Source organism: Weissella sp. MSCH1 (genome assembly GCF_045799135.1).
Classification (GTDB): Bacteria; Bacillota; Bacilli; order Lactobacillales; family Lactobacillaceae; genus Weissella.
Genome location: NZ_JBJMBA010000038.1, coordinates 1 through 20,164, shown reverse-complemented (window position 1 = coordinate 20,164; position 20,164 = coordinate 1). Strand labels below are relative to the sequence as shown.

11 protein-coding genes and 1 tRNA gene are annotated in these 20,164 nt (G+C 48.4%); 2 read left to right on the top strand and 10 right to left on the bottom strand.

The features are described from left to right. Positions 1-37 precede the first annotated feature (37 nt). The 5 genes from ACJ28U_RS05155 to gnd all read right to left on the bottom strand — a co-directional run bounded on the left by ACJ28U_RS05155 (position 38) and on the right by gnd (position 15,853). Positions 38-5,149: a hypothetical protein gene (locus ACJ28U_RS05155; RefSeq protein ID WP_407618604.1), complete on the bottom strand. Its 5,112-nt coding sequence runs from the start codon at positions 5,147-5,149 to the stop codon at positions 38-40. Between the two features lies 1 nt (position 5,150). After that, a complete protein-coding gene (locus tag ACJ28U_RS05150; protein ID WP_407618603.1) occupies positions 5,151-12,641 on the bottom strand; it encodes a MucBP domain-containing protein in 7,491 nt (2,496 codons plus the stop codon). 52 nt (positions 12,642-12,693) lie between these two features. Next, positions 12,694-13,311 (bottom strand): KxYKxGKxW signal peptide domain-containing protein, encoded by a 618-nt coding sequence (locus ACJ28U_RS05145; protein WP_407618602.1) that lies wholly within the window; start codon positions 13,309-13,311, stop codon positions 12,694-12,696. A gap of 566 nt (positions 13,312-13,877) precedes the next feature. Beyond that, positions 13,878-14,585: an FGGY family carbohydrate kinase gene (locus tag ACJ28U_RS05140; protein ID WP_099088590.1), complete on the bottom strand. Its 708-nt coding sequence runs from the start codon at positions 14,583-14,585 to the stop codon at positions 13,878-13,880. Positions 14,586-14,944: 359 nt separating this feature from the next. Then, complete coding sequence (gnd, locus tag ACJ28U_RS05135) at positions 14,945-15,853, bottom strand: phosphogluconate dehydrogenase (NAD(+)-dependent, decarboxylating) (RefSeq protein WP_099088589.1); 909 nt, start codon at positions 15,851-15,853, stop codon at positions 14,945-14,947. A gap of 209 nt (positions 15,854-16,062) precedes the next feature. Here gnd and ACJ28U_RS05130 point away from each other — a divergent pair, with 209 nt between their 5' ends. After that, positions 16,063-16,905, top strand: a complete 843-nt coding sequence (locus tag ACJ28U_RS05130) for a MurR/RpiR family transcriptional regulator (protein ID WP_010375313.1) — start codon at positions 16,063-16,065, stop codon at positions 16,903-16,905. 186 nt (positions 16,906-17,091) lie between these two features. Here ACJ28U_RS05130 and ACJ28U_RS05125 read toward each other — a convergent pair whose 3' ends face one another. The 3 genes from ACJ28U_RS05125 to ACJ28U_RS05115 form a co-directional block, all read right to left on the bottom strand. Continuing rightward, a complete protein-coding gene (locus tag ACJ28U_RS05125) occupies positions 17,092-17,751 on the bottom strand; it encodes a hypothetical protein (protein WP_407618601.1) in 660 nt (219 codons plus the stop codon). A 6-nt stretch (positions 17,752-17,757) separates the two neighbouring features. Further along, entirely contained in the window at positions 17,758-18,585 is an 828-nt protein-coding gene (locus ACJ28U_RS05120; protein WP_407618600.1) for an aldo/keto reductase, read from the bottom strand. Positions 18,586-18,755: 170 nt separating this feature from the next. Then, positions 18,756-19,007: a GlsB/YeaQ/YmgE family stress response membrane protein gene (locus ACJ28U_RS05115; protein WP_099088586.1), complete on the bottom strand. Its 252-nt coding sequence runs from the start codon at positions 19,005-19,007 to the stop codon at positions 18,756-18,758. Between the two features lie 162 nt (positions 19,008-19,169). On the opposite strand from ACJ28U_RS05115, the gene ACJ28U_RS05110 reads away from it, so the two are divergent. Continuing rightward, positions 19,170-19,520: an iron-sulfur cluster biosynthesis family protein gene (locus tag ACJ28U_RS05110; RefSeq protein WP_099088585.1), complete on the top strand. Its 351-nt coding sequence runs from the start codon at positions 19,170-19,172 to the stop codon at positions 19,518-19,520. A gap of 117 nt (positions 19,521-19,637) precedes the next feature. Here ACJ28U_RS05110 and ACJ28U_RS05105 read toward each other — a convergent pair whose 3' ends face one another. Continuing rightward, entirely contained in the window at positions 19,638-19,955 is a 318-nt protein-coding gene (locus tag ACJ28U_RS05105; protein WP_407618599.1) for a hypothetical protein, read from the bottom strand. 68 nt (positions 19,956-20,023) lie between these two features. Then, positions 20,024-20,096 (bottom strand) — tRNA-Thr (locus tag ACJ28U_RS05100). Between the last annotated feature and the right edge of the window lie 68 nt (positions 20,097-20,164).

Sequence of the window (20,164 nt, the reverse complement as noted above, 5' to 3'; positions counted from 1 at the left end):
CGACCTTCGTATTGGTCATCGCTGACCCGATTATTGTTTACTTATCCTCTTCTTCACGCTTACGACGCTTAGCAGCGACGAACAGCAATGAAGCTGAGAACAGGAAGATTCCCAATGCCGTCAAACGCCAGTCATCCGTGTAGCCAGTGTATGGTAACAACCCGCTACGTTGGACTGGAACATTCGTTGGCACAGTTGTGTTACTTGGTGCGACATATGGTAGCGCACCACCAGACTGTGGTACAACTGGTGCTGTTTCGCCACTTGAAGTCACTGGTGTCGCAACCGCCGCCGGTACTGCTGGCGTTTCCGTCGGTACTGGCTTACCTTCGGCCGTTGCAATTGCGGCTTCAAGTGCCTTCACTGCGGCCAGAATATCTGCCGTCAAATCGTCGGCACTATCCTTACCAGCTGCATCCATAATCGCTTGCAAGTGAGCCAATGCAGCTTGCACTGCTGCATCACCAGCAACAGCTGTATTTTGAGCTGCCGTCACCGCATCGTGACCGGCCTTATTAGCATTTGTACGAGCAGCATTTGCAGCATCTAATGCACTTTGCAAAGCCGCAGTTGCTGCTTGGATATCCTTGGCCGTCGCCTTTGGATCATTCAAGACTGCTTGCAACTTACTAATTGCATCGGCAACCGCTGGTTCGTGTGAAACTGGGGCCGTCTTGCCTAATAAGTCATTGGCTGCGGCAGCAGCCGCTGCACGTTCACTAGCTGATTGTTGCACAGCCGCTTGCAGCGCCTTCATTGCGGCTTCAATATCAGCCGTCAAATCATTGGCACTATCGGTCGCAGCAGCGGCCATAACATCTTGCAAATGCTTAATCGCAGCTTGTACCGCCGGATCAGCTGATTGGTCAGATGCTTGCGCCGTCTTAATTGCTTGCGTACCGGCTGTGTTAGCCGTCGTTCGTGCCTTATTAGCCGCATCAAGTGCGGTTTGCAAAGCTGCCGTCGCTGTTTCGATATCCGCTTCGGATGCCGTTGGGTCATTGACCACTGCCTGCAATTGCTTGATGGCTTTGGCAACATCCGCTTCGTGTGAAACCGGCGCCGTCTTCGTCAACAAATCGTTAGCCGCATCAACTGCCGCTTGGCGACCGCCGTCTGCCGTGTTAACAGCCGCTTGCAACGCCTTCATCGCAGCTTCAATATCAGCCGTCAAATTCGTGGCGCTATCCTTAGCCGCCGCTGCCATCACAGCCTGCAAACGACTCATGGCATCTTGCACGCCCTTATCCTTAGCTGCCGTCGTGTTCTTTGTTGCATCAAGCAACTTTTGACCGGCTGTATTAGCCGTGTCGCGAGCCGTTTGAGCTGGTGTCATGGCATCTTGCAACGCCTTTGCCGCTGCTTCGATTGACTCTGCTGAACTTGACGCATCTTGCAAAACCTTCTCAAGGTCAGCAATTGCCGTCGCAACCGCTGGCTCGTGTGAAATTGGGGCCGTCTTACCTAGCAAAGCATTAGCCGCATCACGGGCAGCTTCAATATCACTGTTGGCCGCTGTGAAAGTATCTTGCAACGACTTTGTCGCTGCTTCGATATCAGCCGTTAGATCTGTTGCACTATCCTTAGCCGCTGCAGCCATCACATCTTGCAACTTCTGCACAGCATCTTGTACCGTCTTATCGGCGTAGGCTGGTGCACCCTTAACCAAATCAACTAAGCCGGTTCCGGCTGTATTGGCCGCGTTACGATCAGCGCCGTCCGCTTGCAAAGCATCGCGCAGCGTCGCTGTCGCATTCTCAATCGCAGCCGTCGTCGAAGTTGGATCATCCAACAACTTTTGCAAGGCATCCTTTGCTGAAGCAACCTTGGTTTCGTTTGACAATGGGGCCGTTTGTGTCAACAAATCTGTTGCGGCATCACGGGCCGTATCCCGGGCTTGATCAGCTGTCTGAACAGCATCTTGTAGCGCCTTCGTGGCTGCTTCAATGTCAGCTGTTAACGCATCTGATTGATCAGCAGCGGCGGCATCTTGCAACTCTTTCAAAGCTTGATCAGCGGCCGCCACCGTTGGCTCGGATGCCAATTCACTTGGTACATCCGAGACAGCTTGGTCAGCTGCGGCATTGGCCGCATCACGCTTCTCATTCGCATCAGCCACCGCTGTTGTTAGTGCCGTCGTTGCGTTGGCAATTTCCTTGGCAGTCGACTTTGGATCATCCAATAACTTTTGCAAGTTCGAGATTGCGTCAGCCACTGCTGCTTCATTCGAAACAGGTGCGGTTTGACCCAAAGCTGTTTGCGCATCCGTACGGGCTTGCTCTTGGTTAGCTTGGGCTGTCTCTTCCGCCGTCTGCAAGGCTGCAATTGCGCTCGTAATATCCTTTGTCAGCGCCGTATTCGTATCCGTCGCTGCAGCTGTCATGATATCTTGCAAATTCTTGATTGCTGCGACAACACTTGGCTCATCCGATTGATCGGATGCTTGAGCTAGCTTAATCGCCGCGTCACCATTCGTATTCGCCGTATCACGCGCTTGCTTATCAGTTGCGGTTTGATCACGTAATGCCTTCGTCGCGGCCGTAATCTCAGCTTGGGTTGCATTTGGATCATTCAAAACCGCTTCCAAATTATTCAGTGCTTGCGCCGTCCCTGGTTCATTCGATACCGGGTTTGTGCTTGCAATGGCAATCGCCGCATCCTTACGTGCTTGTTCTTGTGCGTTCTTGGCATCCGCTACCGCCTGCTCCAACGCCTTTTGTGCGTCGATGATATCCGCCGTCAACGCATTGGCGTCATCATTTGCAGCCGCATCCATCACATCTTGCAAGTGCTTCAGTGCGTCTTGTACTGCCGGTTCATCCGCTTGCTTACTATTTTGCGCATCTGTCATCGCATTTTGCGCATTGGTGTTCGCCGTTGTACGATCCGCCTTATCATCACTGGTTGCATTCAGCAAATCTTGCGTGGCTTGCTTAATATCATCCGCCGTTGATGTGCTATCGGCCAACAACTTATCCAACGCATCCTTAGCAGCTTGAACAGCTGGCTCATTCGATACTGGTGCCAAGTCTGCCAACGCATCCGGCGAGTCAGTTGCAGCTTCATCTTGCAACTCTTGCAACGCATCCAAAGCGGCTTGAACGGCCGGTTCTTCACGCTGGTTCGAGTTAGCAACCTTAGTCTCATACGCATCTGCCTGCTGATTAATAGCGTCACGCTTCGTCTGCTCAGCCGTATTTGCTGCAGTCAAGGCGTCAGTCGCCTTTTCAATATCGGCTGTTGAAGAACTTGGATCTTGTAACAGCTGATTCAAGGCGTCACGGGCCTTCGTCACAGTCGCCTCGTTTGAGACCGGTTGTGAGTCAGCAATCGCTTGGGCCGCCGCATCACGAGCTGCCTGCTGATTTTGCTTAGCCGCTTCTTGCGCTGCCGCCAAATCAGCAATCGCTTGCTTAATATCATCTGTCAACGCATCTGAAGAATCCGCAGCGGCTTGCGCTTGCACGTCCTTCAAATGTTGAATCGCGTCTAGCACACCTGGTTCGGTTGCTTGATCTGACGATTGTGCAGCTGATACTGCATTATTCGCATCGCTATTTGTAGCATCACGGGTAGCCTGATCAGCCGCCGTCGCTGCCGTAAGCTTTTCAGTCGCCTCTTGAATATCAGCTGTCGTTGCAGATGGGTTATTCAAGACGTCTTGCAAGTTTTGAATAGCCTCTGCTGTGGCCTGCTCATGCGAAACTGGTGCAGTCGCATTCAACGCATCTTGGGCCGCCTGACGCGCATCCCCTTGATTATCCGCTGCTTCTGCAATCGCATCTTGCAAATTCTTAATTGCATCACGAATGTCTTGCGTCAAGGCGTCTGGGTTATCCGTCTTCGCTTGGTCAACCAAATCTTGCAAGGCTTGTTCAGCGGCTTGCACACTTGGCTCATCTGATTGATTTGAACCTTGGGCATTTGTAATTGCCGTCGCCGCATCCTGATCGACCGCCGAACGTTGATCGACCGCCGTCTCAGTTGCGGTCCGCAATGCTTGCGTCGCGTCGTTAATCTGGTCAGCCGTGGCTGTTGGATCGTTCAACACGTTATTCAACGCATCAATCTTGTCTTGTAGCCCTGGTTCATATGTGACTGGTGTCGTTTCATTCAATGCCTTCGCTGCATCCGCACGAGCCGCATCTTGGGCCCCACCAGCCTCAGCAACAGCATCCTTCAACGCTTGCGTGGCTTGGGCAATATCATCGGTCAAGGCGTTCGGGTCACCAGTCTTAGCCGCATCAATCAAATCTTGTAGCTTCTTGGTCGCGTCGATTACCGATTGATCATTCGCTTGATTTGACTGACTAGCTGCCGTAATTTCATCCTGAGCCGCTTGATTAGCCGCATCACGGTCGGCCTTCGCATCGGCGACAGCCTTGTCGTAAGCGTTCGTCGCATCAACAATTTGCTCTGGCGTGGCATCTGGATTATTCAAAACATCCGTCAACTGTTGCTTGGCATCAATTACCTTCGCTTCATTTTGAACCGGTGTATTATCTTGGTTCAGTGCAGTGTTAGCCGCATCCTTCACCGCATCAACGACTGCTTGTTGGGCATCCGTAATCGCTTGCGTCGTGCCTTCGTTATTGGCCGCGTTCTTCACTGCGTCCGCCAATTTAGCAACGGCATCCTTTACCGCATCATCCTGACTAGCCGCAACCTGATCCGTAATCGTATCGGCTGCTTGGTTAGCTGCATCACGCGCTTGCTTGGCTGTATCAACCGCGTCTTGCAAAGCTTGCTTAGCTTGGTCGATAGCTTCCGTCGTTGACGTTGGGTCATTCAACACATCGTTCAACGCATCTTGCTTCGCTTGCACGTCTGGCTCTTGCGCAACTGGGGCCGTATCAACCGCCTTCGCTTCCGCCCGTGCGACCGCATTTTCTAATGCATTCGTCGCATCCGTAATGGCTTGGCTAGTGCCGGTGTCAGCATCCCCCGCGGCGATAGCGTCACGCAAATCTTGCATGGCATCCGCCACGGCTGGATCCGTTGCAACCGACGTTGTGTCATCTGATGTCAAGGCATCGTTAGCCGTTGTCTTGGCTGCATCACGCGCTTGCTTGGCTTGATCGACCGCATCTTGCAATGCCTGCTTAGCTTGTGCCACATCAGCTTCGCTCGCTGCTGGATCCTTCGCCAAATCATCCAATTGTTGCTGTGTTTTTTTTTACCGCCGTTTCTTGTGAAACTGGCGCAGTTTCAACGGCTGTTAACGTCACCGTCTTGGTCGTCGTATTACCGGTCGCATCCTTCACTGTAATCGTGACATCACGTGAGACACCGTCTTTGGCAACTTGCGCGGCAATCGTCTCATAATCAGTTGTCGTCACACTGGTTCCGTACTGCTGATTATCAGTCGTCTTAAAGCCAACTGCTGCTAGGAAATCAGCTTCTGTTGCGGGCATCCCCGACTTCGATGAGACGAGTTCATCCTTCGTCGTCGTAATCGTTGGTGCTTGCACATCACGGTAGACGTAACGCACCTTTTGGTCGACGGCCGTATCGTTGTCGAAATTAGCCGCGTCCGCTTGGTTTTGAACTACCAATTGGTAACCCGCAATTTTTTGATCCGCTTGCAACGACGCGTCGTCATAATTAACCGTCTCATTCGTCACGCCCGTCAAAGTATGGTTTGTCACCTTGGTGTCCGTTGTCAACGTTCGACCAACTTCATCGACGAATTCAACGACTACCTTTTGGGCCAATGGCGTATACGTCACGACCGTGTTTTGCGTTGGTCCATCCGTATCGGCCACCGTATCATACGTCAAGGTGTAGGTTGCTGACTTCTTATCAGCCGCAATCGTCCAAACGATACCTGGTGCATCCGTGATATTTGAAATCTCATACCCGGTCGGCGCATTGAACGTTCCCTTAACCACTTGTTCTGACTTACCGTTGAGTTCCTCGTCAGATTGTGGGAAAGCTGGCGTATTTGGCGCACCATCCGCGTATTGTTGCTTGATGGTTGCACTTTGATAAGCTGCAACGTACGTCACCGTAAAGTATTGCGCTTCCGTATCTTGCCCTGATCCGTTATTCGTACTATCAAAGATTGGATTAGCAGCCAAAGCTTCCGCCATCGTGTCGTAAATCTCACCATCAGGCCCGGTTACTGTGTAACTGTAACCAGCCTTAGTAAGTTCACTGTCTGAATAGCCTTGTGGCACGGTAATATTGTCAGCCGTGTAACCTGGTACCGATGTCAACTTAGCCGTCACGGTTGTTGACCAAGTTGGCACGTTAATTTTAAACATTGCCACTTGTTCAGACTTGCTTAGCGTAATGGTCGTATCTTGCGTTTGCTCATCCGTACCTGACGCATCCGTATTCTTCGAGTTATCATACGTTCCCGTAACATTAACTGTCTTACCATCACTACTAATCTCAGTCGTCATACCAGAAGCAGCCGCTGCACTACCACTCGCTACGTAGTATCCGGCTGGCGTAGTGTACTCATACGCATATGATTGGTTAGTCTTGGCATTTTGCGTGTCAACAACACTCGTCGTACCATCCGGCATTGCTTGAATAACGTTTGCCGTTTGGTTATTTGGTGCAAAAGTGACCACCATATCTTGTGAATCGAGATCAGTGGCACTATTACCATTCGGGGTATCATCTAGAATGACTGAATAAGTCGCCTCTTGGTGCGTCTCGTCCGTGTAAACCACATTATATGGATCACCGGAAATTGACACGATGTAGTAACCTTCAGGCGCGGTAATTGTACCCGTCTTAGAATCACCGGTCACCCCAGCTAATGGCACATCAGCTGGTACCGTTGGTGAACCAATCGCGTCGGCATAAGAGAAGCTAATATTTCCAGATTGACTAGCCGGTGCCATCCGTAGTGTGAAATTCTGCGCAGCGCTATCCGTAGCGCCCGGATTGTCGGTGTTATCAAAGGTAAAGGTAAAGTAAATTGTTTTCCCGTCCGCTGCAACACTTGCGCCACTTGGTTGGCCGTCTGCCGTAAAGTAATACCCGCTTGCCGCGCTAAAGCTAGATCCAGAACCGGATCCATACACATCACCTGTCGCGCCGGCTACCGCAATCGCTGACATTGGTGCCGCCCCTGAATCAGTCATGAACGCAATATTGGCTGACGGGTAGTCTGCCTTATAGCTAACTTGGAAGGCTTGTGCACTCTTATCTGACTGCGTATCACCATTTGACGTATTGTCGTAAAGCGACTGCGCTGCCAAGGCCGATGACAACGTCGCATATGATTGCGTCGTGCCGTCCGGTCCAACAACTGATACTTGGTACGTATAACCCGGCACTGCCAATGTGCTGTCAGTCGTACTATATGAAATGGCACTGTTTGTCACGCCAGACGTTGTTTCAACGGCTGCTGCTGCTGAAATTGGTGAATCACTCGTTACCGTCAACGTACTCTCTTGATATGACGGTACTGGATTAAGAATAAATTGTTTAATACCTGAATGTTCAACGTTATCATCAACCGCATCAAATGAATTATTCGCCGCGATTGCCTCATCCAACGTGGCATAACGAATTACAGTCCCAGCTTCGTCTGTCACTAAACTATCATCAGCGTGCCTAACCGTTACATAATACGTATACCCTTGGGTCATCTCCATTGACTGCAATGTTTCATCTGTCAACTTAATACCTAGTGGCGCACCAGTATCTCCGGTGACGGTCTCCAGCACTTGGCCAGAATACTTATCATTGGTCTTCGCAACGACAACTTCGGCCGTTTGAGTAATCGCTGCATACTCAACCGTATATGTTTGTGGCGCAACGTCTGAATTCGTCGCGTTATTAGTATTGTCATACAAGCCAGTGGTTCCAGCTAACGCTGATTCCAATGTTGCATACGTCTTACCATCAGGTGTCTTCACAGTATAATGATAGCCAGCAACACGCAAGGCTGAATCATCAGTTCCAAATGACACACGTCCACTCGTGACACCAGCTGCCGAATCAACCGTAATCCCACTACTAATTTGGGTGTTTCCCCCAACAACCAGGTTCGCTGATTGATAGTTGGCCACATATGAGACCGTAAAGATTTGCGGATCCGCATCTGAGGCACCGCTCGCTGTATTCGTGTCGTTATACAAACTATTGGCTGCCATCGCTGCCGACAACGTGCTGTAACTCGTTGTACTGTTTGAACCCATGTAAACGACATAGCTGTAACCACTCTGAGCCAACGTCGCATCGGTCGTGCTAGCAAAGGAAATTGCTTGGCTAGTCACACCAGCCGCTGAACCCATTGTCAGGCCAGCTCGAATTGGTGACTTATCAGCCCCCACAACGCGTGCTGCTTGACTCAGGGCACTATAGCTAATCGTAAACATTTGAGCTTCCGCATCTGAGTCCGTTGCGTTACTCGTGTCATCAAACGTCGTGTTGTTTGATTGGGCTTCTGCCAACGTGCTGTACCACTCACCATCTGGCCCCATCACACGATAGCTGTAACCAGAAACCGCAATTTGTGAATCTGTGTATGAGAATGGAATCGTCTCAGCAGTCCCACCTGATACAGTCGTTACGACACTACCCATGCTGATTGGTGAGTCAGACGTCACAGCTAACGATGCTTGCTGATGATCAGCAACATAGTTCACTGTAAAGGCTTGGGCGCTGGCATCATTCGCACCAGTATTATCTGTCGCGTCATAAATGCTATTGGCCGCAATCGCTGATGACAAGTCGCTATACGCCTTACCATCTGGTCCCGTCACTGTGTAGTGGTATCCACGAACATAAAGATCACTATCATCCGTATCGACGAACGTCAGTGCTGCACTTGTTTCACCAACTTGTGAATCAACCATATTACCAGCACTGATTGGTGACTTTGCATTCACTTGAATATAAGCACTTTGCTGGTCGGCCGTGTAGACGACGAAGTAAGCTTGTGCACTTTGATCAGACGACCCAACGTTTTGCGTACTATCAAAACGTCCTTCTGCTACCAAGGCCGATGACAACGTCGCATAGCTGCTACCCATTGCCGTGTAAATATTGTATTGGTACCCTGGCACGGCCAATTGTGAGTCCGTCACATTAAACGAAATATTACCGGCCGTCACACCAGCGGCTGAACCAACAATGGCCCCAGCACTTCTTGGGGCATTTTCATCCATTTGCAAATAAGCTGATTGATAATTGGCCCGGTATGACACCATGAAACTTTGCACAGCCGAATCATTCAATGACCCTAAATTATTCGTATTGTCATAAATCAGATTTGCTGACAATGCTGACGCCAAGTTGCTGTATACCTTACCATCCGGTCCTGTCACCGTGTACATGTAACCACGAGCGTACAAGTTAGCATCCGTAATACTGAAGCTAATGCTATCCGAGGTTCCGCCAGTATTCGAGGCAAACTTTGAGTTCGCCCGAATTGGTGAAGTTCCCGTTACATTAACAACAGCTGATTGGTAATCGGCCTTGTAACTGACCGTAAACTTATCTGGCGTATCATCGGCAACCCCAGAGGTCGTGTTATTCGCGTTATAACATGAGTGGGCAGCCAAGGCTGATGACAACGTTGTAAAGGTTGCGCTATCGCTACCATACTTCACCGTGTACGTATAACCACTCTTGGCCAATTGTGAATCCAGTGTCGTATTTGAAGCGCTCGGTGCAAAGGAAATTGCTGATCCCGTCACCCCATTGGCTGACATCGCTGTCGAACCAGCACTAATTGGTGAACTATCATCAACCACCACCGCTGCTGCTTGGCTCATTGGTGCGTAAAGTACCACGAAACGTTGGGCGTTTGTGTCGGTGGTTCCACCATTGTTATTTGTCGCATCATAGGCGCTATTAGCAGCCAAAGCGTCGGACAACGTTGAATACCAAACCGTATTGGCAGCATCGTAACCATAACCAACCGTGTACGTGTATCCTGAGACGGCCAATGTCGCATCCGTCGCACTAAAGGTCAACTTGCCGTTCGTGCTACCGACGACGCTATCAACCATCACCCCGCTACTAATTGGTGAATTTTGTTGCACACGAATGTACGCTGATTGCATATCAGCCTTATATGACACGCGGAATGTTTGCGCCGACGCATCTGATGATGCCGAACCATTCTCAGTGGCGTCATACAAACTATTCGCTTGCACCGCCGCTGACAAGGTTGCGTACGACGTTGAACCAGTTGGCCCATAAACAACATACGTGTACCCACTCTTCGCCAACTGCGAATCCGTCGTGCTAAATGACAACGCCCCACTCGTAACACCTGAAGCAGACGTCACAGCCGAGTTGGCTGCCACCGGTGATGCACTATCAACCACCACGTTGGCTGCTTGATATTGGGCCCGATATTGGTACTTAATAACTGAATTACGGTCGGCGTCAAACAACCCATCGTCATCAGAGTCGGTTGATGGCCCAATCAATGTGTACCCCGAAATCGTCAGTGGATTAGCTGGAATCTTTGCCCCAACATAACCCGTCTTTGTCACCGCTGTCGCAATCGTTTTACCGTTTTCATCATAGTAGTAATACGTGATATTTGCTGTCTGTGGTGAATAAACGACCTTGAAACGTTGCACTTGGGCATCAGTCGTTGCATTCGCGGCATTCGACGTATTGTCATACTTTTGCGCTGCCACAGCTGACGTCAGTGTTGTGTACGAGTTAATCACACTACCAGCTGAATTCAACACTTGCACGACGTAGTTATAACCACTTCTGGCAAGTTGTGAATCCGTTGTACTAAATGAAATGGCACTGCTTGCTGGCCCGTTCGTCGTTTCGTTAATCGCTGAATAACTCAATACTGAGTTGCTTGATGTGTCTGTCGAATCCGTAAACAAAGATGCGTATTGATTAGTCTTATACGTGATTTGGAAGACCTGTGATGACGCATCTGAGCTACCACTATTCGCCGTTGCATCATAACGTGGGTGCGCGGCCACCGCTGATGACAACGTCGTGTACGCCGTACTGTCAGGGGCATCCGTGCCCATGTACTTGACTGTGTACGTAAAACCCGCACTGGCCAAGTTTGAATCCGTCACGCCAGCAAAGGAAATCGCCCCACCGGTCGTTCCCGAAGCAGTGGCCTTCGTTGACCCGGCACTAATTGGGCCACTAGCATCGTAGCGCAACGCGGCCGCTTGGTATTGGGCCACGTAGCTAACCGTAAAGATTTGGGCTGACGAATCCGTCGTTCCCGTATTATTCGTTGCATCATACAGCGAGTTTGCCGCAACCGCTGATGACAACGTGCTGTAGTTTGAACCGTTTGGGCCCTTGACCACGTATGAATAACCAGCCGTCGACAATGATGCATCTGTATATGGCAATGAAATCGTCGCACTCGTTGCACCCAACGATGAGGCCAAAACTGACCCGGCCTTTACCGGTGAGTTAGAATCAACAACCAAACTCGTGGTTTGCGTTGCTGGGGTGTAGTTAACCGTAAAGTATTGGTATGACGCATCACTTGATGCCTGCGCGCTACCTATTTTGTTATCTGTACTATCAAATGAATTAGCAGCAACTGCTGATGACAAATTTGAATACGTAATATTATCTGGGCCCGTCACCGTGTAAGTGTAGCCAGACTTTGGCAAACTACTGTCGGTAGTTCCGAAATTAATTGCGCCCCCGGTCTTACCACCAACGGCATCCTTATAAGTTCCTGATGATGTCGTCGCTGAATACGACCCGTTCACATATGAATAATCTCGCGTGTACAAGTAAGCGCCTTGGTAATCAGGGACATACTTAACTGTCCAGCTTTGTGGGGCCGCATCAGACTGCACCCCGGCTGAGTTTGAGGTACTATCCCAAGCATTGACCGACGTCGCTGCCGCAGCAGATGACATCGTTGCGTATGAGCTTCCCTTTTGGTCCGTCACGTAGTAGCTATAACCTGACCGAACTAATGATGCATCCATAATGCTGGCAGCCACACTCGTGTCACTTCCCAACGGGTTATCTTGATCCGTGCTCCAATATGACGCAATAACGGCACTATCACTCCACAGTGCCGGCGTATCCGTTTGAATAATCGATTCCTGGAATGGCAACGCCGTGTACTTAATCGTAATAACGTTAGCCGAAGCTGTTTGCGAAATCTTCACGCTATTCGTTGCTGAACTGACCTTATACCCTCGAATCGTTGGTGCACCAAAAGTATAATCTGCCGTACTAGCATCTGATGATAATCCCGTGATTCCAACAGTTTCTCCAACTGATCCGATAAAACTCGTTGCCGTTTTAATCACTTTACCTGACGTGTCGACATAATTAACCGTCGTTGTCCCTGTCGCCATCGTACCTGAAACCGAATCAATCGAGGCAAATTGATCGTTCTTATTTTGACCATTAATGGCATTTAACCCAAACGTCAACGCACTAACACTCGGCAACGTGACCTTACCAGCTGCAGTATCAACCGTCCAAGACGTCTTTTCGCTGTTACGCGTACCCGTTGGCGTCATCGTTGCTTTAATTGATGGCCCACCGTTCGGACCACCAGTTGGGTTCCACGTCAACGTATACTTAATCGTCGTATTCCAGTTCGTTAAGTTGTAACCATCTGTATAAGTGGCTGTTCCAGCAACATTGTTTTGCAGTCCCTGCGTCGCCGTCAACGTTCCAGATGAATTTGTTGTACGCAAAGCCGCAAACGGTCCTTCAGCTGGGTCATTTTTATCCGAATTTTTGTGGAAATCAACCCCTAAGGCGAAGGCTCTTCATCCCTTCGATACCAAGTCCACCACCACCTTTAGCGGCGAAATCATAACTTGACGCAATCTTATTCGGGTCGGTTGGCGTCAATAACAAACCAGTCCAATCAGAATAATCACGCGTCATCCATGTGTCAGCATCCTTCACGTTCGGGTGCAAGTATCCCGTAATCGTAAACGTCTTGGTTGCATCAAATTGACGCGTCAAATATAAGTAACCGGCTGTAGACGCACCATTCGCCACCAACTTAACGTATGTCGCACCGGCTGGATCCTTTGATTGCCCACCATACGTACGATCAGCCGTCCATGTCGACCCGTTATAAGTCCCCAATCCAGTGACATCACTGTTATTCCAAGCGTTAGAGCCATTCCAATTAACCGTACGACTAGCACCAGCTTGTGTATCCGCGTCCGTGACTTGGTCAATTGTTAACGGCGAAGTTACCGTTGCCGCTGACGCTTCCTGTAACCCTTCAGTAAATACTGGTAATCCGGCTCTTTGGGCGCCAACCACCCCTACCGTCAGGGCTGTCATTCCAGCGGCAACCCAAAACTTACCGCTTTTATACATCTTCTTTCTAAATTTTGTCTCACCCATGTCAATAAACCCCGTTAAGTATTTTCTCAATCCATCATGTATGTTTCATATCTGAAACACTACCTTCACTTACCTCGAGTTTATCAGTTTATTATGAGAAAATCCTGTTTAAAAACTTGATTAATGTATTAATTTTGTATAGTTTAAAACGTTGGCGTAAAATCGTTGGAAGGGTTTTCATACAAAACAGTTCACAGTGTCAACATTCCATATATTAAAAATATATTAATTATCAATGATATATGTCAAAAATCGCGCACAAAAAAAGAGACCTCTCTCACTAAATGAGTGCAGGTCTCCCTTTGTGTCGAAACAGCCCACCACGACCGTTTCGACGTCTTCACCGTATCATGCTAACAGGCACCACCCCGTTAACAATCCCCATACTTCGAGGTGTCCAAGCCTCGAAGCGCTTTTCCTCCGATTCCGCGTGGGTCCTTCACCTCCCGCACAGAACCGTCACCGGACAGCAGGGCATCGCACCCTCCGCCAAGCGGCAGCCCTGGGCTCATCACTTCCCTGGCTAACTGCATCCCCGGTAACACACTTATTATAGCATAATGCGATTACCGGCGGTAAAAGGTGGTTGCATCCGTCAAACCAGTTTGTGCGGCCACCGATGCCAATAATGGCGTTGCAATCGTATCAGCAGTCGTCAACGCTGGCAGTTGCTCAGCTACCAAACCAGTCACGGCTAACGCTTGGATATCCCAATCTTGATGTGCCACATTGTAGAACCCAGTCCGCGCAGCGTGCGCCTCATCGACTTCATTCAAACCAAACAAGCGGTTCACGATAAACTCCTGGACCCCCATATAATGGGCAGCGTTCGTGTAGGCCGCCTGATTTTCATTCTTCAACCACAACGTCAACGCAAGAGGCTCAGTTGGTGTCATAGGCAATCCTGTTTTTCGTTGTAATTGGCCACCGATGCCGTTAATCATCAACGCATCGACATACTTGGCAGCTCGGTTATCACCACCTGAAATCACTTCAGTTAGCGCATTGAAATCTTCGTCCAATGCAATCCAACCATTAGCAATGCCTGAAATAAAGTGAACTTCAGTCAAAATATCCGCATCGCCAGGTAGGCCATTGTTAATCGTCGTTAACGTGTCGATTAAGGTCGTCACGATGTTATCTGGTGAGACCGGATCCGATGGAAATTCAACCCCTGCGTAGGCGTGGCGCGTTGTTGTTTGATTGTCATTTTCATCCGTTAAAACCGCCACGATATTCGCAGCCGCCAAATCAAGTGTCAAAGTATATTTCATGGTATCTCAATCCTCAAAGTTAATACGTCTATTATACCCTACTCAACAAAAAACACCCGACAGAAATCTGTCGGGTGTATCTCTCACAATCTCGCCATCCACCGAAATGGATGGCTTCAATACTCAAGAATCTCACAACTTAAGCATTGGAAACACAGAGTTATTCGTGAAACGAATGAACTAAGTTTCCTGCCATGGGTGCCCCCCAATGGCAAGTACGCAGCGCCAAAGGTCGATAGGGCAACCAACAGCGGCTTCCTTAGTCACTCTGTGTGTTTAAATCTCATATTTTGTGGGTCTTCTACATCGTAGCTTTAGTAAACTTAACGTCGCACATCACACGACTGATTTGACTAAAATTACTTAGCAGCGTCCATTGCGTGTCCACCGAAGCCGTTACGCAAAGCTGAAACAACCTTACCAGTAAACGTGTCTTCTTGTAGTGAACGGTAACGCATCATCAATGACAATGCGATAACTGGTGCTGGAACTTCCAAGTCCAATGACTCTTCGATCGTCCACTTACCTTCACCAGATGAGTGCATACGTCCTGAGATGGCATCCAACTTAGGATCCTTAGCAAATTGCTCTTCGGCCAATTCCATCAACCATGAACGAACAACTGAACCGTGGTTCCACAACTTAGCAACTGCTTCGTAGTCGTAGTCGTATTGTGATGCTTCCAAAACTTCGAAACCTTCGGCGATGGCTTGCATCATACCGTATTCGATTCCGTTGTGAACCATCTTCAAGTAGTGACCTGAACCCAAACGACCAGTGTATAGGTAACCGTCTTCCAAGGCGATTGACTTGAACAAAGGCTCGATTGTCTTCCAAGCTTCAGCGTCGTCTCCACCGATCATGAAGTTTCCACCGTTACGTGCACCAGACATTCCGCCTGAAGTACCAGCATCGAAGAACTTGATACCAGCAGCAGTCGTGCGCTTGTTTTGCTCCAAGTTATCCTTGTAGTTTGAGTTACCACCATCGATGATGATGTCGCCTTCAACCATCTTCTCGATCAACGTGTCGATAGTTGAGTTCGTTGGAACACCGGCTGGAACCATTACCCAAACAACCTTTGGTGATGGCAATTGTGCCAACATGTCGTCCAAGTCTGATGCTGCAGATACCTTATCTGAGTAATCAGCTGCTTCCTTAACAAAGTCTGCGTTCAAGTCGAATGCAACAACTTCGTGACCGTTATCAACGGCGTTCTTTACCAAGTTCAAACCCATCTTACCAAGGCCGATCATAGCGAACTTCATTTGAGTTACCTCTTTTTTCTTGTGCTTGTTTTTTCTACAGTCATTATTATAATGCAAAAGTTTTTCACTTTGCAACCCTTTTTGTTGTAAAATGTTTTCATAGGGTTTTTAGTCAGAAATATTGGAACGCACTAAAAACTATTAAACGATGGAAAAGTATACCCATAACACGGTAAATACATGATTAATATATTTAAAAAGGAGATAAAATGGCGCAATCCGGCTTTACACGTATTCGTTCAATGCGTGAACAACTTTCTGGTTCCGACGAAAAAGTCGCAACTTTTATCTTAGCAAACCCAGAAGAAATTCGTTCTTTAACTATTCAGGGCCTGGCAAATGCGGTCGGTCTCTCAACGGCAACCATTTCTCGTTTTGTAAAACGAGTTGGCTTTAGCTCATTCCGTGAATTTTCACTAAGCTTGGCTGTTGTGACCCAATCAGATGATACTTTCTTTGGTGAAATCGATGAAGAAGATGATACCAGTGAAATCGTCAAGAAGGTCTTCAGTGGCGCAACCAACGCCCTTGAATCAACGGTCAACATGATTAAAACGGCCGACTGGACAACTGCAACCAAGTGGTTAGTTGAAGCCCGCCGGGTCGGCCTATTTGGTATTGGTGGTTCATCCATCGTGGCGTTGAATGGTTACCACAAATTGCTCCGTACCCCATTAGATGTTGAACAGCACCCCGACTACGACGTGCAGCTCATGCAAGCCGTCCGCATGCGCACGACTGATGTAGCCATCGTAGTTTCTCACTCAGGGCGCAATCACGATACGTTAACCATTGCGCGTCAACTGCACACCAATGGCGTGAAGATTATCGCCATTACCGCATACCCCCAATCAGAACTGGCAAAGCTGGCTGATTTGGTACTGGCAAGCGCTGCAGAAGAAGTTAATATTCGAAGCGAATCAATGTCCTCATTAATCGCCCAAATCACCATCATGGACAGTCTCTTCACGTTAGTTGGTGTCCAACTTGGCGACAAAACGCAACAAGTGGTTGACCACATGCGTACGGCCATTGAAGGTACTCGCGAATAATAAAAAAGAGTGAGACAAAAGGCGCTTTGAACCCGGTGATAACGTTGTTTGACCCGCTTATACCTTGGCGTGTAGCGTAGAGGTATGAGTGGGTCAAATAGCGTTATATTAAGGGTTCAGCCTTTCGGAACACGTTTAAAAGCCGCCAATCCTCCGATTTTAAATCGGGAGATTGGCGGCTTTTAATTACTTTAATTGATCAGCCGTTAAATCAGTCAGTGTCTGTAACCACATCACTGTGCCTTCATCAGCATCTGTCGGCATGACAAATGGGGCCGTCGAATATACCGTTGCAACATTTTGCCAATTGATTTGGTCATCCGTCAGCAATGATTGTTGCAAATCAGCTACCTGTTGTTCAGTAACTGCAGCTAATCGGTCCGGCATTGCCACATACATCGTCAAGAACCAGTTTAAGGCCAATTGTTGTGCCACCAACTCAGTAATTGTTTCGGTTTCAGCCGTTACCAATCGGCGTGTTGCCAACGGCATCGCCGGTACTTCTTTTTGCAAAAATTTTTGGAACCGGCGCCATTCACTATTCACCAAAGCATAGAATTGCCATGGTACTTGCGTGGCAATCTGGCCCAATGTTTGTTGGGTAATGGTTGTCAACGCCCACGTTTGCGCCGTGGCATTATCTAACCACGCCATCAAAAAGCGTTGCATCGTCTCCTTGGTAACCGGGGCGAGTCGCGCATTCTGCGTTAAGTGGTAGCGCACAACTAGGAACTCTTTAATCTGTTCTGGTTGAATCGCCTGGCTCTCGGCCAACTTCGTACGCTGTTTAAATTGCCGTAACTGCTTCACTGAGCTAACACTCGCGAAACTCCCTTGTTTTACCATTGTTTTTTACCACAAATCTTCCGTATAGTTTTGATCTGGTGCACCCATGATACGCTCACCACGTTGTAAGGCATCAATGCGAGCCATGTCCGTTGGGGTCAATTGGAATTGCAAATCAATGTTTTGGGCCATGCGGGCCGGATTACCTGACTTTGGAATGACCGCCACGTCATGTTGGATGTGCCAGCGTAGAATAACTTGCGCGACACTCACACCATATCGCGTCGCAATTCCCTGCAACGTCTCATCCTGTAACACAGCACCGCGGCCCAATGGACTCCAAGCTTGATGTTGAATGCCAAGTTCCGCTAAGTAATTGTGCAACACATGTTGATTGAAGTATGGGTGCGTCTCAATTTGATCAACTGCTGGTACAACTGTCGCTTGCGTCAACAAACGGTCTAAATGGTGCGCCTCAAAATTCGAGACACCAATGGCCCGAACATACCCTTCTTTGTACAAGTGTTCTAGTGCACGCCACGTTTCAAAAAATGGGTCGAATTTTGGCCAGTGGACCAGGTACAAATCTAGATAATCCGTTTGTAGCGCTGCTGTTGTTCGCTTAAAGGCTTGAAGAGTATTTTCATACCCCTGTTCCAGCTGTGCAACCTTACTCGTTAAGAAGTAATCTGACCGATCAAGCCCTGAGTTTACCAGGTAAGCCCCGAGCTCATCTTGGTTGCCGTACATCGCCGCAGTGTCAAACATTCGGTAACCTGCTTCAGTTGCCGCCGTCATTACCTCATTATAGGTTAGTTCTGCATTGGCCGCATCTGTGCCAAATCCAACCATCGGCATTTTAACGCCATTATTCAAAGTCGTAAATTCCATCATATTCTCCCCTTAATCGCCATGAATTATGCTTACATTTTAGCATTTAATCATGACGTTTTTGAGAAGAACCACAATTCCAGACAACTAATCTTAGAGCCCCTGTATCTGAATGTCAACACCAGTAAAAAAGCGTCCCACTTATGACCGTGGAACGCTTAATAAGCATCTTTTTAATCATTACCCATCTTAGTCAACAACCAAGATACAACTAAGACAACGACAATTGCCCCGATGATTGATGGGAACAATGCCATACCGGCCAGTGAAGGTCCCCATGATCCAAGTACCATCTCACCCAGCCAAGAACCAATCAAACCAGCGACGATATTTGCTATCCAACCCATTGATGCGCCTCGGCTAGTAATCGCCCCGGCAATCGCACCAATCACTGCACCAATAATTAAAGTCCAAATTAAATGCATCTTCATATCCTCCTGTTTTGTTGTGCTCATAACTATATCTATACTTTACCAGTGTCCTTGATATTGGACAAACGGAATGCTTTTTTAACGTAAAATTTTTGGACAGTTGTTTCATCTGCGATATACTATGGTAGAGTAGAAGGTATACAGGAGGTAATGATTATGTTTTTAACAATTTCCGATGCTGCAAAAGCAAAGCTGACGCAACGTCTTACACCTCAGACCAAGATTGTTTTGGATTTTGATGATGGCGTCGGCCCATTTTCAGACGCAGGAATGTGTACTTTGGATGTGGCCTTTAACATCATCCTTTGCGAAAACGATCAACTTACTAATGATTTTGACAAAAAAATCGATAGTACGCTTGGCCCAGTTTACATCAAGGGTTACACAGCCGCTCAGATGGATTCAGATATGACGCTTTCAGTTGATAAGTACTTGCGTTATAGCCTATCAGGTCCTTCAGGTACGCTTGATTCAAATGTTGGCTTGCGCGACCTACAAACAGCTTAATCACAACTATAAAAGCCCAGTCAGAACGCTATCTGAACTGGGCTTTTTTTGCATCTTTTATCACAGCGGCTATTGGTCACGTCGGAGGTTTTAGACCTCCGACATTCCCAATCTGCTTTATCGTTGTGCTAATGTCCGTTCTAATTCTTTAATGCGGCTAATTAAGGCAGCTTGAATAATTTGGGCATCTTCATCAGTAAGCGCACTAGCTTGTGGTTGAGGGAGAGATATTGGTGCATCACCTAATTGGCCCTTTAGTTGCTGATTTTCAAGTGCCAAGCGATCCAATTCCGCTGCCATTTCTTGTAGTGCGCCTTGCAGGTCACCTACTTGTGCTTCATAAATTTCGGCACCCGTCCGCCACTTATCAACTTCCGTTTGTGCAGACGCCAATGCTTCTGTTAATTCTTGAATCTTCATTGCTGCTTCATCCATGTCACACGCCCTCTTTTTTTATCATAACAAAAGAGGTCATCCTTTAACAGGATGACCTCTTTACACTATGCCGACTGGGGGATTCGAACCCTCGACCTACGGTTTACGATACCGTTGCTCTACCAACTGAGCTAAGTCGGCATAACTCCGAATGTCGGGCTCGAACCGACGACAACACGATTAACAGTCGTGTGCTCTACCAACTGAGC